The sequence below is a fragment of the Bradyrhizobium sp. AZCC 1721 genome, assembly GCF_036924715.1.
Lineage (GTDB): Bacteria > Pseudomonadota > Alphaproteobacteria > Rhizobiales > Xanthobacteraceae > Bradyrhizobium.
This window is the reverse complement of the sequence record NZ_JAZHSB010000001.1, coordinates 3,547,517-3,561,924: the sequence shown is the minus strand read 5'-3', so window position 1 is coordinate 3,561,924 and position 14,408 is coordinate 3,547,517. Positions and strand designations below refer to the sequence as shown.

The window sequence follows — 14,408 nt, the reverse complement described above, 5'->3', positions numbered from 1 at the left end:
TAGGCTACGGAGCATACGCCGGGGGGCGATGCATTGGGTACAAAGGCTGTCCGCTTGCTCTCGCGTTGGCGGGCAGCCTTTTGTTTGCTCCCCGCCGGGATATCAGGCGCTTCCGCCAATGAGTTCAGAACGCCGTCGATGTCGGCCGTTCGCGTCGAATGGCGCGCCGTTCTGGATCAGCTTCGCAGCGAGATCAATTCCCGGCCGGCGATCGCACAGCGCTTCACCTTCGCAGGCCAGCGGCGGGTGCCGGCATGGGATCCGCGCGCGACGCCCGCGCTGGTGCAGTTGAACGCGATCAATTCGGCGATGTTCGCCGGAATCGGCCGCAGTCCGGTGCCGGTGCTGCTGCCCTTTGATACCGCGGCCTATCTCGAGGCCGAGGCCGGTGGCACGCGCCACCCGGCGGTGTCACGCCACCAGGCCGGCTTCCGCCCCGTCGATCTGTTTCACGCCGGCCCCTCCGGCTACGACGCGGTGTTTTCGCTGGACCCCGGCGCCGGTGACGGCCTGCCGTCTCGAACTTTCGCCCGTCCGGTCGAGGTGCAGATTACGGGCTCAATCCTGGTCTATGATCTCGCCGATCCGCTCAGCGGCAAGGGCGAGCCGGTCAAGGCGCTGGTGTCGCAATTTCCGGACATGCGCCGTTTCATTCGCGAAGGTTACGTGCGCTACGCCTTCACCCGTTTCGGCGTGCCCTACGTGGTGTCGATCCAGTGCCTCGATTCGGCGCCGCGGGCGCGGCGGCTGGCCTGCCGCGAGGCTTACCCGATTGCCGAGCGCTTCCTGAAGGCGCTGCGCATCTCCGGAGGCCAGCCGGCGCGACCGCGCTTCGACGTGCCCTCCGAGGTTGCTGAACGGCCGGTCACCCTTTCGTCCGACTTCACCTATCGCCCGAGCGGCGACATCATTGCCAACAGCGGCGCGCGCAGGCGCGGCGGCCGCGCCGACCTGATCGCCTATTCGCAGATCCGCTTTCCGCTGGAGAAAGCTCCGGCCCGGGTCAGCTCGCAGCAGTTCACCAAGCGCAAATCCGGCGGCGTCTATCCGTGGCGGGACAATTTTTGCGAAGCCCGCAGTTTCCAGGTCGGCCAATGTGCGGCCGGCTTCGGTCACCAGGGCCAGGACATCCGCCCCGCGCCCTGCCCGCCGAACAGCAGCGCCGACAACGCCTGCCATCCGAAGAAACAGGCGGTCGTCGCGGTCCGCGACGGCGTCGTCATCCGTTCGCTGAAACAACAGGCGGCAACGCTGCAGATCAACACAGGCAACGAGCACATCCGTTTCCGTTACATGCACATGAACCCGTCAGCCATGGATGCGGACGGCATCCTCAACGGGCGCCGGGTCGCCGAGGGCGAGAAGATCGGCGTGGTCTCCAACTATCTCGATTTCCCGAACGGCACGTCGTACCACCTCCACTTCGACGTGCAGGTCTTCACGCGCGACGGCTGGATCTGGGTCAACCCCTACACCACCCTGATCGTCTCCTACGAACGGCTGATCCGCAGCCGCGGCCACGAAATCGGGACGGAGCCGCCAGCCGCCGTCGCGCATGCGTTGTCGAAGGGCGTGCTGCGGCACGTCGCGAGGCGAGCGGAAGGTCGCGCTAACTAATCGCAAACCGGTTCGGTTCGGACGCGATCCTCTCGCCTAAACCGGTATCTAGCGCCCTCGACGCTCAGGCGGCCGTCTTCCGCGCCGGCGGCGTCCAGCGAAACGCCGCGCCGAATCTGTTCCAGACATTGATCGAGGCGACGGCGGAGGTGAGATAGGCGAGCTCCTTCTCGGAGAATTCCGCGCTCGCCTGGGCGTAGACCTCGTCATTGACGCCGTCTGCGAGCAGCGTCAGTGCCTCCGTCCAAGCCAGCGCGGCACGCTCGCGCGCGGAAAACTGCGGCGCCTCGCGCCAGACCACCACGAGGTTGAGCTTGTCGGTGGGCACACCGAGCTTCTCGCCCTCCAGGATGTGGTACTGCACGCAGAAGGCACAGCCGTTGATCTGCGAGGCACGCAGCTTGATCAGCTCGAGCAGTTGCTTGTCCATGCCCGCCTTGCCCGCGACCTGGCCAAGCGCCAGCACCGCCTCGTAGGCGTCCGGCGTCAGCGACATGAAGTCTTTGTATTCCTTGCGGGCGTGCGACATTCTTCCTGCCTTCTGTTGTCAGTACTCCGCTTGATTATAAGAGACCCCGCACCCCGTCCATGGCTAACCGCACCGGCAAAACTGCCGCGGATTCTCCGGAAAAAGCCGGTTCCCGCGGCGTCATTGCTTTTGGCGCAGGCACGCAACGCCGCTAGACTGAGCGCATGAAACAGCCTGATTCCAAGACTGCGCCGACCCGCCGCGCCCTGCTGCGAGGCAGCCTCGGCGCCGGCGCCTTGCTCGCGACCGGGCTTCCTACATTTGCCGCGCCGGCCGGCTTCGACCAGTGGCGCGATAACTTTCGCGCACGCGCCTTGGCAAAAGGCATTTCGGATGCGACCTGGACGCGGGTCATGGGGCGCGTCGAGCCCGACATGAGCGTGTTCCGGCAGATGCAGAAACAGCCGGAATTCCACGAGCAGATCTGGCAATACATCAACCGCCGCGTCTCGGACTGGCGCATCATCAACGGCCGCGAAGCCTTGAAGAAGCACGAGCCGCTGTTCGCGCGGATCGAGCAGGATTTTGGCGTCGAGCGCGGCACGCTGCTCGCACTGTGGGGCGTCGAGTCAGCCTATGGCGACCCTTTGGTGCAGCAGAATCATATCCGCCCGATCTTTCCCGCGCTCGCGGCACTCGCCTGGAACGAGCCGCGCCGCCGCAGCTATTGGGAAACCGAGCTGCTCAACGCCTTGAAGATCGTCGATCGCGGCTGGGGCACGCCGGAGGAAATGCGGGGATCCTGGGCCGGCGCGATGGGGCACACGCAGTGGATGCCGGAAGTCTGGCTCAATGTCGGCATGGACTACGACAAGGACGGCCGCGTCTCGCCGTTCGGCAAGCCCGATGACGCGCTCGGCTCCAGCGCGCGCTATTTGCTCAACCGCGGCAAGTATCACCGCGGCGAGCACTGGGGCTATGAGGTCCGTAGCACAGGAGGGGCTTCGAGCGGCAGCCGGACCTATGCGGCATGGGCCGGCGCCGGAGTCACGCGCGCCGATGGCAAGCCGTTCCCGCAGCCGAACGCGTCGGCGCAGATGTGGGTGCCCGTCGCCGGCGGACCTTCGTTCCTGCTGGGTCCGAATTTTTATTCGGTGAAAAGCTACAACCCGTCGATGAACTACGCGCTCGCGATCTGCCATCTCGGCGATCGCATCTTGGGCGCGCCGCCCTTCATCCAACCTTTTCCCGGCTCGGAGCGCGCCCTGACGCTCGCCGAAGTGCAGGAGCTGCAGACCCGGCTGACCAAAGCGGGCTTCGATACCGGCGGCACCGACGGCCGTGTCGGCAACGACACGATGAAGGCTGTGAAGGATTATCAGACCAAGATGGGGCTTCTGCCCGCCGATGGGTACGGCGGACTGAAGGTGCTGGCGCGGTTGAGGCAGGGCGGATAGCGACGCAGCTTCAACCTCGCGCGGCTCGGCCACGTCCTCTCCATCGATCCTGCAGTCAAGCCGCTTCCAGCGGTTCGACTTCCTTCGCCAGCCGATCCACAAGATGATCCACTGCGCGTTCGGCCGCAGCGATCGACGCCTTCAAGCGTTCACCCCCGAACTCGTCATATTCGATGGCGATGCTGTGGAAGTCGGTGACGCCGAGGAAGCCGAACACGTCGCGCACCGCCCCTTCGACATGGTTGATGTGCGCGATCCGTCCGCCCGGATCGTAGCCGTAATCACCCCGCGAACTGAGCATGATGAGACGTTTACCCTTACCAGCCAGTAGCTGCGAATAAGGATCGTCTGGCCGGGAACGGTCAAAGCCGAAAGTGCGACCGACCCGCACGACATTGTCGACATACGCCTTGAACTGCGCCGGCATTCCAAAATTGTACATCGGCACGCCGGCCACGATCAAATCTGCGGCGATGAGTTCATCGACCAATGCGTCGCTTTCCGCCAGCACATCATTCATCCACGGCTCGCGCAGCTCGTGTTTGGTGAAGGCCGCACCGATCCATTTCTCGGTGACGTGATGCGGAGGTGATTGGCCGACATCCCGATCGGTCACGAGGTCATTCGGCCGGTATTGCAGCCAACGCTGCACGAAGCGTTCCGTGAGGCGGCGCGTGTGCGACCCGCGAGGGAACCGATCCGATCGGTCAGGCCGTGCACTGGCGTCAATCCGTAGCAAGTTCATGGCATATCTCCTTTCATCCTTGTTCGACTAGATGGATCGGGAAGGATGCATTGACAAAAGCAAATTGCTCATCACATGGATGAACTACATTCATCTGTTGGGCCTGCCGATGAGACGTCTTCCACCGCTGTCCGGACTGCGGGCGTTCGAAGCCGCCGCGCGGCATCTGAGTTTCAAGCGTGCGGCGCAGGAGCTGCACGTGACGCCGACCGCCATCAGCCACCAGGTTCGGCAATTGGAAGAGGTGCTTGGCGTGAACCTGTTCGAGCGGCGGACGCGTCAGGTCCTGCTGACCGCGGAAGGGCAAGTCTTGCTGCCAGTTCTGCGCGATGGATTCGATTCCTTCGCACGTGTCATCGAAGGATTGAGCCGCAGGCAGCGCCGCGCGACGGTGACACTGTCGGCCACTCCCGCGTTCACTGCCAAGTGGCTGGTGCCGCGCATCGCGGGCTTTCACAACGCAAGACCTGACATCGATCTCACGCTGCTGGCGACCCTGGAGGTCGTGGACCTTAATTCGGGTGTCGCGGACCTCGCATTGCGCTATGGCCCTGGCCCTTATCCCGATCTGAGCGCCGAACCGTTGGCCATCGATCGTTTTGCGCCAGTGGCAAGCCCGCGTCTTGGTCTGAAGAAGCCGGCCGATCTGCACTCAGCGACCTTGCTGCATTTCGACTGGCGCCGCAGCGATAGCGGCAATCCGACCTGGCGACGCTGGCTGAAGATCGCAGGTATCGACGGTATCGATGCTCGGGCCGGGCTCCGCTTCAGCGATGAGACCCATGCGATCCAGGCCGCCGTCGCCGGCACCGGGGTTGCGTTGCACAGTCTGCTGCTGGTGTCGGAGGAGCTCGCGACCAAAACGCTGGTCGTGCCGTTCGGCCCGGAAATCGAAGGCTTCACCCTGCATCTTGTGCGCGGCTCCCGCAGACCCCTGACCGAACCGATCGAAGCAACGCAAGCCTGGTTGCGCGCGCAATTCGTCAAAAGCTCACCTTCACGATGATCACCGCCGGCCCGCACCCGGGACCGCGACTTCGCAACTGCATGCGTTCGATTTGCTAGCCTCGTCGTTCTTCTCCCGCGGCATAACGAGGCATGTCAGAAATAGCCTTCTCAAAGGCACTTCGTATCTCTGACTGACTAAATCCCCTGGCCCGCAACTCCGTCATGAGAGTGTTGATGATGCTTTCGAGAGGAGCTTCGGACTATGGATTGCTTGAAATATAGTTCGGCACATCTCGACGCGAAGTTATAGGCAGCCTTGAGGCATTGCCCTTCCCACGGATGTTCCTCTTGATCGGACATCGAAAACCTCCACTTACCTGATCACCGCCGGTCCCGGATCCGGCACCGCGACGTCGAGCACGCGAAACTGCACCCGTTCCGATCCTTGAAAACGATCGACCGCGAGCGAGCCAGCGACATGCAGGAGCTGGCCGCGGTTCTGCGTCAGCGCGTCTCCGAGCTTCTGTCCGACCGCGCGGAACGCAATGCCATTGACAATGGCGCCGTCGCCCGACTTGAAGCGCACGCGCAGATGCGCCTGCCCCACTTCGTCGGCATAGACGAGCTGATGCGCCGGCAGCGCGATCACCGGCTCCGGATTGGCCGCGCCGAACGGCCCGGCGCGGTTCAGCGTATTGGCGAATTCCACGGTCACGCTGCGCGCGCTAACCGCGCCATCGATGAACAGCTCGTTCTCATGACGGGAATTGGCGACGTCCTCGGCCAGCGCGCTTTCCATGAAGGCGCGAAACTCCGCGAGCTTCTCTTTGCGCAGCGTCACGCCGGCAGCCATGGCATGGCCGCCGCCCTTCATCAAAAGCCGCTCCTTTACCGCCTGCCGCACCGCCCTCCCGAGATCGACGCCCGAGATCGAGCGGCCCGAGCCGGTGCCGATGCCGCCCGGCTCGAGCGCAATGGCAAAGGCGGGACGCGCAAACTTCTCTTTCAACCGCGAGGCGACGAGACCGACAATGCCGGGATGCCAGCCTTCGGCGGCGGTCACGATCACCGCACCCTTGTCTTCGAGCCCGAGCGAGGCCAGCGCCTCGGCTTCGGCCTGCGCTTCGGCTGCCTGCTCGATGACGCGGCGCTCGCTGTTGAGACGGTCGAGTTCGGCCGCGATCCGCGCGGCCTCCGAGACATCGCCCTCCAGCAAGAGCCGCACGCCGAGATCGGCGCGACCGATCCGGCCGCCCGCATTGATGCGCGGCCCCAGCATGAAGCCGAGATGCCAGGCTTCCGGCGGGCCGTTAAGCCGCGCCACATCCATCAGCGCGGTATGCCCGACATGGTCGCGGCGGCGCATCGCGATCAGGCCCTTGGCGACAAAGGCGCGGTTGAGCCCGATCAGCGGCGCGACGTCGGCCACGGTGCCGAGCGCCACGTGATGCAGCATGCCCAAAAGATCCGGCTCCGGCCGCTCCGCGCTCCAGAAGCTGCGGCCGCGCAATTCGCGGTTCACGGCGACCAGCGTGATCAGCACGAGACCGACAGCGGCGAGATGGCCGAGGCCGGAGAGATCGTCCGGTCGGTTCGGATTCACCAGCGCGTCGATCTCCGGCAATTCGTCGCCGGTCTGGTGATGGTCGATGACGACGACGGATAGGCCGAGCTTTCGCGCTTCCGCCAGCGGCTCGATGCTGGTAGTGCCGCAATCGACGGTCACCAGCAGCGTTGCGCCCTTGGCGGCCAGCGCCCGCACCGCCTCGACATTAGGGCCATAACCTTCAAAGATCCGGTCCGGGATGTGAATCAGCGGATCGAGCCCGCAATGGCGCAGGTGCCAGGCCAGCAGCGCCGCGGACGTGGCACCATCCACGTCGTAGTCGCCGAAGATCGCAACCTTTTCCCCGCGCATCGCGGCATCGGCGATGCGTTTGGCCGCCAGTTCCATCTGCGTCACGGTGTGCGGATCGGGCATCAGTTTGCGGATGGTCGGATCGAGAAAATCCTGAACCTCGTCAATTCCGACATCGCGGCCCGCCAGCACGCGGGCCAGCATTTCGGGCAACTGATAGCGCTGGGTGATCGCCAGCGCCCGCGCAGCTCCCCTGACGTCGAGCCGGTCGCGCCACAATTTGCCCGTCGCCGAACGCGCCACGCCGAGAAACGCCGGCGGCAGTTCAACGGGAAGTGCGGATGCGGGAAGGATCATGATGCCTTCGAGAGATAGGGGCTAAGCGGGCTGTCGGCAAACGCAAACGGCGACGATGGCAGGCAAACGAATCGTATGCGGCAACGCCGGCACAGCCTCGGGGCGTCGCGGGCCCTGGGCTATGCCGACAAATGCGACTTGCACAAAGAAGATGCAACTTCATCAGGTAAAACTACCCGCAAGCCGCCGGAACTTAAACCAATCGTTAGCCATGATCCCCGACAAAGGAGACGAATACGCTCTCGCTTGAGTCCCGCCGATCCGCAGAAGATCGACATCCGCACAAAGACTGAGGAATTCCCGCCAATGTCCGTCGCGCTTCGCTCCCAAACCGCAACGACTGCAAAACAGCCGGCAAAATCAGCGGGCGCCGAGGACGAATCCGACGTTTCCGCGCTGATCGCGAGATTGACCGCCGAGGTCAACCAGGTCGCCTGCGAGAAGACCAAGTCGATCCAGAAGATCACCAACCAGATGAAGATGCTGGCGCTGAACGCGCTGATCGAGAGTTCGCGCGCCGGCGCGCAAGGTGCGGGCTTTGCGGTGGTGGCGCAGGAAGTCCGCAATGTCGGCCAGCAGGTCGAGACGATTGCCCGCGAGCTCGAAAGCCAGCTCACCAACCGGACCGGCAATCTGATGAATTCGATCGCGCAGATGGCCAACCGCTCGCGCGGCGAGCGCATGGTCGATTTGTCGCTCAACGCCATTGAGCTGATCGACCGCAACCTCTATGAGCGCACCTGCGACGTGCGCTGGTGGGCAACCGATTCCGCCGTGGTCGATTGCGCGGCCGCGCCGCAGGCTGCCGCCGTCAGCCACGTGTCGGAACGGATGGCGGTGATCCTCGGCGCCTATACCGTCTATCTCGATCTCTGGCTCTGCGATCTCAACGGCAATGTGCTGGCCAATGGCCGCGCGGATCGTTTCAACGTAATCGGCCAGAACGTGGCGCAGACCAAGTGGTTTCGCGCCGCGCGCGCCTTGCGCTCCGGCGACGATTACGCCGTCGGCGACGTCGAATGCCAGCCCCTGCTCGGCAACGCTCAGGTCGTGACCTACTGCGCCAGCGTCCGCGAAGGCGGCAAGGCGCACGGCAGACCGACCGGCGTGCTGGCCATTCATTTCGACTGGGAACCCCAAGCCCGCGCCATCGTCCAGGGCGTACGCGTCGGCGCGGCCGACAAGGCGCGCGTGCTGCTGGTCGATTCGAATTTCCGGGTGATCGCGGCGTCCGACGGCCAGGGCCTGCTCACCGAACGCATCTCGCTTCCATTGGAAGGGCGACGCTCCGGCTTCCATCAGGACCGCTCCGGTGGACTTGTAGCGTTCCACGCCACGCCCGGCTACGAGACCTATAAGGGCCTTGGTTGGTTCGGCGTGATCCAGGCCGGCGCGACGTAACGCTGAAGCGCGCGACGAATAAGCGCGGCAACAGCGCACTCCATGCGTTATGCACGCGCGTTCGGTGTTTTGGTCCTGTCTTGCGCCGGCCACTGCTCGGAGAGCGGCGGCAGGGCCATTTCCTTGCCTGTCATTCGCTCGACCGAAATGGCGTAGACCGTAATCATGTCGATGCGCGGAAAGAATCCCTTGGGCCGCGTGGTATCTGGCTTGCCGTATTTTGCCATCAGCGCCTCGCAGAAGCGTTGCTTGACCGCCCTCTCCTCGGCAATTCGAATTTTTCCGAACAGCACCACGCTTTGGTACGCCAAACCCGAATCGCACTCGAAACGGCCGTAGTCGAACACCTGATCCGGCTCGTCGATCGCAAAGCAGATGCGCGGATCACGTTCGACATTCGCCCGCAAATGGCCCCTCGCGCTGCCGGTGTGAACGTATATTTCCTCGTCCATCCAGACATAGAGCAGCGGGATACAATAGGGATAACCATCCGCGCCGATGGTCGCGAGCTGTCCGCTGAAGCTGCGCTTCAGCATGGCGTGCGCCCCTTGTTCGGACATCGCGCGATCGGTGCGACGTAGTTGCGGCGAACTCATCCTAACCTCCATGAGATCGGGTTGAAGGCGCGCACCTGGCGATGGCGTCGACTTGAACCGCTCTCGATGCCGGCATAGCCTGACAAGTGGTTTGTCGAAAAGGCCCACTTCTCGCAAATTTCGATACCACTTCGGCACAGACACAAGACCGGATGGCGACATGAAAAGCCGACAAAGCTGGGCGGACCTTTATGCGTTCGAGATCGTTCGCGGGAGCGAGACGCCGCTATTCCGCCAGCTCTATCTTCAGCTTCGCGCGGCGATCCTGTCACGGCGCTTGCGTCCGGGAACGAAACTGCCATCCACAAGGCAACTTGCTTCGCAGCTCGGCGTTGCACGCGCTGCCGCGGTCGCGGCATATGAGCAGCTTCTCGCCGAAGGGTATACGTCCGGCCGGCACGGCTCCGGCACCTATATCTCGCCCGATCTTCCCGAACCGATCGCGGAACACGCAACTGGACGGAAGAAGCCCATCGCGACGGTCGCGTTAAAGGCCAGGCAACTGCAGCCCCTTGGCGATTTCATCGATGTCACGGTGCAGAGCGATGAGCGACCGTTCAACCTGGGGCGTACGCTCATAGACGACAGAACGCTCGAACTGTGGCGCAAGCTGAGTGCGCGTACCTTCCGTTCGCTGGCTCCGAGCCATTTTGGATATTCCGACCCGCGCGGAACGGTCGAACTTCGAAAAGCGATCTGCGATTATCTGGAAGCGGCTCGGGCGGTGAAATGCGGTCCCGAACAGATCGTCGTAACGGCGGGAACACAGCAGGCAATCGACATCATAATCCGCATCCTTCCAAACCGGAACAGGGAGGTTTGGGTTGAAGATCCCGGCTATCCGCTGACGCGACAGGCGCTACTGGCTGCGGGCGCGACGGTCCATCCGATTCCCGTCGATCGGCAGGGCATCGACGTCGGTGCTGGCGTCAAGTCGGCGCCGAACGCCTGCGCCGTGTTCGTGACGCCTTCCCACCAATTCCCCATGGGCGTTGTGCTCTCGATGGCCCGTCGCCTTGAACTCCTCGCCTGGGCGCGGAAGAAGGATGCGTGGATTGTGGAGGACGACTATGCCAGCGAATTCCGATATGGCGGCCGGCCACTCGCCTCCCTTCAGGGTCTCGATGAAGGTGAGCGTGTCATCTATATAGGCACGCTTAACAAGGCGCTCTTTCCAGGATTGCGGATCGGTTACGCCGTCATCCCGCATGCGCTGTTGCGATCGTTCGTTGCCGCGCGCTATCTGATGGATCGACAGCCCTCGACCTTAAGCCAGGCCGTGGTTGCGGCTTTCATGGAAGAAGGGCACTTCGCGGCGCATATTCGTCGAATGCGCGTGCTGTACAGGGATCAGCGCGACGAGCTGGTTGCCGCTCTCAAAAGGCGGCTCGACGCCGACTTGACGGTCGATGCGCCCGATCAGGGGATGCATCTGGTGGCCTTTGCGCGGCGAGGACTCTCGGACATCGCCATCGAACGCACCGGACGCGAGCACGGCGTCATCGTCCGGCCCATGAGCCGCCTGTATCTTGCGGCGGCGCCTCGCTCTGCCCTTGTGCTTGGCTTCAGCGGACACTCACGTCAGACGATTGTTCCGGCGGTCGAGCGTTTGGCGCGGGCACTGGAAATGCAGTCAAGATCCACTCCACGTGCCAGGAAGACGATACCGAAGTGCTGACTCGGCTTCGCCGCTAGCACCCCAGCCGGTCGGCGATGCCGCCAAAATCCTTGGCGACGATGTCCCAATCGCCTTTGGCCTCGAAATCATGTTTCTGGTGCGGGCCGTATTCGGTGGGACGCGCGACGAACGCGGTCTTGAGGCCGTTCTGCTGTGCTGCTTTCAGATCGCCATTGTGGGCGGCGACCATCATGACCTGCTCCGGCGGCAGGCAGAGCAGCTTCGCCGCGCCGAGATAGGTTTCCGGATCGGGCTTGTAGTGCTCGAACAATTCCGCCGACATGATGAGGTCCCACGGCAGGCCGGCGAACTTCGCCATGTTGGTCAGCAGCGCGACGTTGCCGTTGGAGAGCGGCGAGATGATGTATTTCTTCTTCAGCCGCGTCAGGCCCGGCACGCTGTCGGGCCACGGATGCAGCCGGTGCCAGCCCAGCGTCAGGTAATGCAGGTCGGCTTCGCTCAAGCCTTGTATCGAAAACTGCGCCACCAGTTTTTCCAGCGACCGCCGGTGCAGCGTATCCAGTATCTGGTAGCCGCGTTCGGGATGTTTGCGCACCTCGTCCATCGAGGCCATGTAAACGCCGCGCCAGCCGTCGACCAAGGCGGTCCAGTCGGCCTCGATGCCTGAGGTTTCCGACCATTTGGTGAAATCGTTGATGAGGCTGGTGCGCCAGTCGACCACCGTGCCGAACACGTCGAACACCAGCGCCTTCACCGCGGAAATGTCGGACATGCGAGCCTCCCGTTTTCTTGTTGTCATTCCGGGGCGCGCAGCGCGAACCCGGAATCCATTTGGCCTCTGGCTCCGCGGATGAATGGATTCCGGGCCCGCGCCAAGAGGCGCGTCCCGGAATGACATCCCTCAATCCAGATGAAACTTGTCCAACTGCCGGTGCTCCGCCTTGATGTAGCGCACCGTGCCGGTCACCGAGCGCATCACCACCGTTTCGGTCTCGATCACGCCATCCTTGCGGAATTTGACGCCCGTCAGCAGAGAGCCCGTGGTGACGCCGGTGGCCGCGAACAGGCAGTCGCCCCGCACCATGTCCTCGATGCCGTAGATCATCTTTGGATCGGTCACGCCCATCTTGTGCGCACGCTCACGCTTCTCCTCGCTGTCGAGGATCAGCCGGCACTGCATCTGGCCGCCGATGCAGCGCAGCGCCGCCGCCGCCAGCACGCCCTCGGGCGCGCCGCCGGTGCCGATATACATGTCGACGCCGGTGTTATCGGGATCGGCGCAATGGATCACGCCCGCCACGTCACCGTCGGTGATCAGCCGCACCGCCGCACCGGTTGAGCGGATGCTGGCGATGATATCGGCGTGGCGCGGGCGATCGAGCACCAGCACCGTGATTGCGCCAGGCTCGACGCCCTTGGCCTTCGCGAGCCGCAGGACATTGTCGGCGGGCGAAGCATCGAGCTCGATCACGCCCTTGGCGTAGCCTGGGCCGATGGCAATCTTCTCCATGTAGACGTCGGGCGCATGTAGCAGCGTGCCGCCATCGGCCATCGCCATGGTCGCGATCGCGCCCGGCATGTTCTTGGCGCAGAGCGTGGTGCCTTCCAGCGGATCGACGGCAATATCGACCTGCGGACCGGCATTCAGCCCGACCTTCTCGCCGATGAACAGCATCGGCGCCTCGTCGCGCTCGCCCTCGCCGATCACGATGGTGCCTTCGATCGGCAGCTTGTTGAGTTCGCGGCGCATCGCGTCCACTGCGGCCTGGTCCGCCGCCTTCTCCTGGCCGTGGCCGCGCAGACGCGCGGCCGAAACCGCGGCACGTTCCGTCACCCGCACGATTTCGAGCGTCAGGATGCGCTCAAGCAGCAATTGCGGCGGAACGGAAATATGGGTCGTCATCGGCTCACTCCTTTAAACCTGCACAGGCAGCTCGGCCCGCAAATCAAACCTTTTGGCGCGCGATCCGTTTCGATCCCACGTCAGTTCTTCTCGATCCGTATCACCTGCGGCCGGCCGCTGATCACCTTGTCGCGCTGAACGGCTTCGAGCGCACGATACACCGCATCCTCGGAGGTGGCGTAGGTAATCAGAATCACCGGAACCGGTGACGGCTTCTTCGCAGCACCGTTCGCATCCACGCCTTCCGGATGGCGCTGCACGATCGATTCCAGCGAAATCTTCTGTTCGGCAAGGCGGGTGGCGATGGTGGCGGCGGTGCCGGCGAGGTCACGCGCCATCAGGCGGATGTAGTAGCCGCCCTCATGCCGCTCCATCGGCGCCTTGGTGGTGTCGCGCAGCCGCTCCACCGGGCGGCCGAACGGTTTTGCGCGAATGCCGCGCGCCACGTCGGCGATATCGGCCACGACGGCGGACGCCGTCGCAGCACCGCCGGCGCCGGGCCCTACCAGCGTGATCGCGGGAATGCCCTCGCCGTCGATGGTCACCGCGTTGGTGACGCCCATCACCTGCGCGATCGAGGACGATTTCGGCACCATGGTCGGGTGCACGCGCTGCTCGATGCCCTTGGCGGTCCGCACCGCAACCCCGAGCAGTTTGACGCGATAACCGAGCTCTTCGGCGGCGCGCAGATCTTCCGGCGTGATCGAGGAGATGCCTTCAACATAGACCGCGCTCTGCGCCACCTTGGTGCCGAAGGCGAGGCTCGCCAGGATCGCAAGCTTCTGCGCGGTATCATGGCCATCGACATCGAAGGACGGATTGGCTTCGGCATAGCCGAGCCGCTGTGCATCCTTCAGGCATTCGGCAAACGACAGGCCCTCATGCTCCATCCGACTCAGGATGTAATTGCAGGTGCCGTTGAGGATGCCGTAGACGCGGTTGACGCCGGTGCCGGAAAGCCCCTCGCGCAGGGTTTTGATGACGGGAATGGCGGCGCCGACCGCCGCCTCGAAGTTCAGGGCGCCGCCGTGCTTCTCGGCGGCCTTCGCCAGCCGCAATCCGTGCTTGGCAATCAGGGCCTTGTTGGCGGTTACCACCGACTTACCGGACTTCAGCGCGGCCTCGATCGCCGACAGCGCCGGCTCGCCGGAGCCGCCCATCAGTTCGACGAAGCAATCGACGTTGGCGTCGCTTGCCAGATCAAGCGGGCTTTTCGCCCAGTCGATGCCGCGTAGATCGAGCGAACGCTTCTTTGTTTTCGAGCGCGCTGTGACGGCAACGACCCGCACCCCGCGCCCGCTGCGCTCGGCAAGCATCCGCGACTGCTCTTCGATGAGGCGGACGACTTCGGCGCCAACAGTGCCGAGCCCCGCGATACCCACTCTCAGGGGTGCGACCATGAATGAGAGAACCTGCAA

12 protein-coding genes are annotated in these 14,408 nt (G+C 63.8%); 5 read left to right on the top strand and 7 right to left on the bottom strand.

Going from position 1 to position 14,408, the window contains the following annotated elements; all coding sequences use genetic code 11:
- The first annotated feature begins 138 nt into the window (after positions 1-138).
- Positions 139-1,617, top strand: coding sequence for a M23 family metallopeptidase (locus V1273_RS16915; protein ID WP_442893743.1), 1,479 nt, complete (start codon positions 139-141; stop codon positions 1,615-1,617).
- 64 nt (positions 1,618-1,681) lie between these two features.
- Here the strand turns inward: V1273_RS16915 and V1273_RS16910 are convergent, their stop codons facing one another.
- Complete coding sequence (locus V1273_RS16910) at positions 1,682-2,146, bottom strand: carboxymuconolactone decarboxylase family protein (protein WP_334368793.1); 465 nt, start codon at positions 2,144-2,146, stop codon at positions 1,682-1,684.
- Positions 2,147-2,310: 164 nt separating this feature from the next.
- Between V1273_RS16910 and V1273_RS16905 the strand changes: the two genes are divergently transcribed.
- Positions 2,311-3,543, top strand: a complete 1,233-nt coding sequence (locus V1273_RS16905) for a lytic murein transglycosylase (RefSeq protein WP_334410296.1) — start codon at positions 2,311-2,313, stop codon at positions 3,541-3,543.
- 55 nt (positions 3,544-3,598) lie between these two features.
- Here V1273_RS16905 and V1273_RS16900 read toward each other — a convergent pair whose 3' ends face one another.
- On the bottom strand, positions 3,599-4,288 hold the full coding sequence (locus V1273_RS16900; RefSeq protein WP_334368790.1) for an FMN-dependent NADH-azoreductase: 690 nt from the start codon (positions 4,286-4,288) through the stop codon (positions 3,599-3,601).
- A 94-nt stretch (positions 4,289-4,382) separates the two neighbouring features.
- On the opposite strand from V1273_RS16900, the gene V1273_RS16895 reads away from it, so the two are divergent.
- A complete protein-coding gene (locus tag V1273_RS16895) occupies positions 4,383-5,294 on the top strand; it encodes a LysR substrate-binding domain-containing protein (RefSeq protein WP_442893830.1) in 912 nt (303 codons plus the stop codon).
- 315 nt (positions 5,295-5,609) lie between these two features.
- Here the strand turns inward: V1273_RS16895 and recJ are convergent, their stop codons facing one another.
- On the bottom strand, positions 5,610-7,451 hold the full coding sequence (recJ, locus tag V1273_RS16890; RefSeq protein WP_334410294.1) for a single-stranded-DNA-specific exonuclease RecJ: 1,842 nt from the start codon (positions 7,449-7,451) through the stop codon (positions 5,610-5,612).
- Positions 7,452-7,757: 306 nt separating this feature from the next.
- Between recJ and V1273_RS16885 the strand changes: the two genes are divergently transcribed.
- The gene (locus tag V1273_RS16885) at positions 7,758-8,852 is read left to right on the top strand and encodes a methyl-accepting chemotaxis protein (RefSeq protein ID WP_334410291.1); all 1,095 of its coding nucleotides are present in this window, start codon (positions 7,758-7,760) and stop codon (positions 8,850-8,852) included.
- A gap of 47 nt (positions 8,853-8,899) precedes the next feature.
- Here the strand turns inward: V1273_RS16885 and V1273_RS16880 are convergent, their stop codons facing one another.
- On the bottom strand, positions 8,900-9,448 hold the full coding sequence (locus V1273_RS16880; protein WP_334410290.1) for a pyridoxamine 5'-phosphate oxidase family protein: 549 nt from the start codon (positions 9,446-9,448) through the stop codon (positions 8,900-8,902).
- 160 nt (positions 9,449-9,608) lie between these two features.
- Between V1273_RS16880 and pdxR the strand changes: the two genes are divergently transcribed.
- Positions 9,609-11,126 carry a MocR-like pyridoxine biosynthesis transcription factor PdxR gene (gene pdxR / locus V1273_RS16875; RefSeq protein WP_334410289.1) on the top strand — a complete coding sequence of 506 codons (1,518 nt, stop codon included), beginning with the start codon at positions 9,609-9,611 and terminating at the stop codon, positions 11,124-11,126.
- A gap of 13 nt (positions 11,127-11,139) precedes the next feature.
- Here pdxR and V1273_RS16870 read toward each other — a convergent pair whose 3' ends face one another.
- From V1273_RS16870 to V1273_RS16860, 3 genes are all read right to left on the bottom strand, one after another.
- The gene (locus V1273_RS16870) at positions 11,140-11,859 is read right to left on the bottom strand and encodes a haloacid dehalogenase type II (RefSeq protein WP_334410287.1); all 720 of its coding nucleotides are present in this window, start codon (positions 11,857-11,859) and stop codon (positions 11,140-11,142) included.
- Positions 11,860-11,988: 129 nt separating this feature from the next.
- Positions 11,989-12,990: a class II fructose-bisphosphatase gene (gene glpX, locus V1273_RS16865; RefSeq protein WP_334368784.1), complete on the bottom strand. Its 1,002-nt coding sequence runs from the start codon at positions 12,988-12,990 to the stop codon at positions 11,989-11,991.
- Between the two features lie 80 nt (positions 12,991-13,070).
- A complete protein-coding gene (locus V1273_RS16860) occupies positions 13,071-14,390 on the bottom strand; it encodes a homoserine dehydrogenase (protein WP_334368783.1) in 1,320 nt (439 codons plus the stop codon).
- Positions 14,391-14,408 lie beyond the last annotated feature (18 nt).

Bases quoted from the DNA above. Each gene is read 5' to 3' on its own strand.
- V1273_RS16915 (WP_442893743.1), top strand. From the start codon at position 139: ATGTCGGCCGTTCGCGTCGAATGGCGCGCCGTTCTGGATCAGCTTCGC.
- V1273_RS16900 (WP_334368790.1), bottom strand. From the start codon at position 4,288: ATGAACTTGCTACGGATTGACGCCAGTGCACGGCCTGACCGATCGGAT.
- V1273_RS16885 (WP_334410291.1), top strand. From the start codon at position 7,758: ATGTCCGTCGCGCTTCGCTCCCAAACCGCAACGACTGCAAAACAGCCG.
- V1273_RS16905 (WP_334410296.1), top strand. From the start codon at position 2,311: ATGAAACAGCCTGATTCCAAGACTGCGCCGACCCGCCGCGCCCTGCTG.
- V1273_RS16870 (WP_334410287.1), bottom strand. From the start codon at position 11,859: ATGTCCGACATTTCCGCGGTGAAGGCGCTGGTGTTCGACGTGTTCGGC.
- V1273_RS16860 (WP_334368783.1), bottom strand. From the start codon at position 14,390: ATGGTCGCACCCCTGAGAGTGGGTATCGCGGGGCTCGGCACTGTTGGC.
- V1273_RS16910 (WP_334368793.1), bottom strand. From the start codon at position 2,146: ATGTCGCACGCCCGCAAGGAATACAAAGACTTCATGTCGCTGACGCCG.
- pdxR (WP_334410289.1), top strand. From the start codon at position 9,609: ATGAAAAGCCGACAAAGCTGGGCGGACCTTTATGCGTTCGAGATCGTT.
- glpX (WP_334368784.1), bottom strand. From the start codon at position 12,990: ATGACGACCCATATTTCCGTTCCGCCGCAATTGCTGCTTGAGCGCATC.
- recJ (WP_334410294.1), bottom strand. From the start codon at position 7,451: ATGATCCTTCCCGCATCCGCACTTCCCGTTGAACTGCCGCCGGCGTTT.
- V1273_RS16880 (WP_334410290.1), bottom strand. From the start codon at position 9,448: ATGAGTTCGCCGCAACTACGTCGCACCGATCGCGCGATGTCCGAACAA.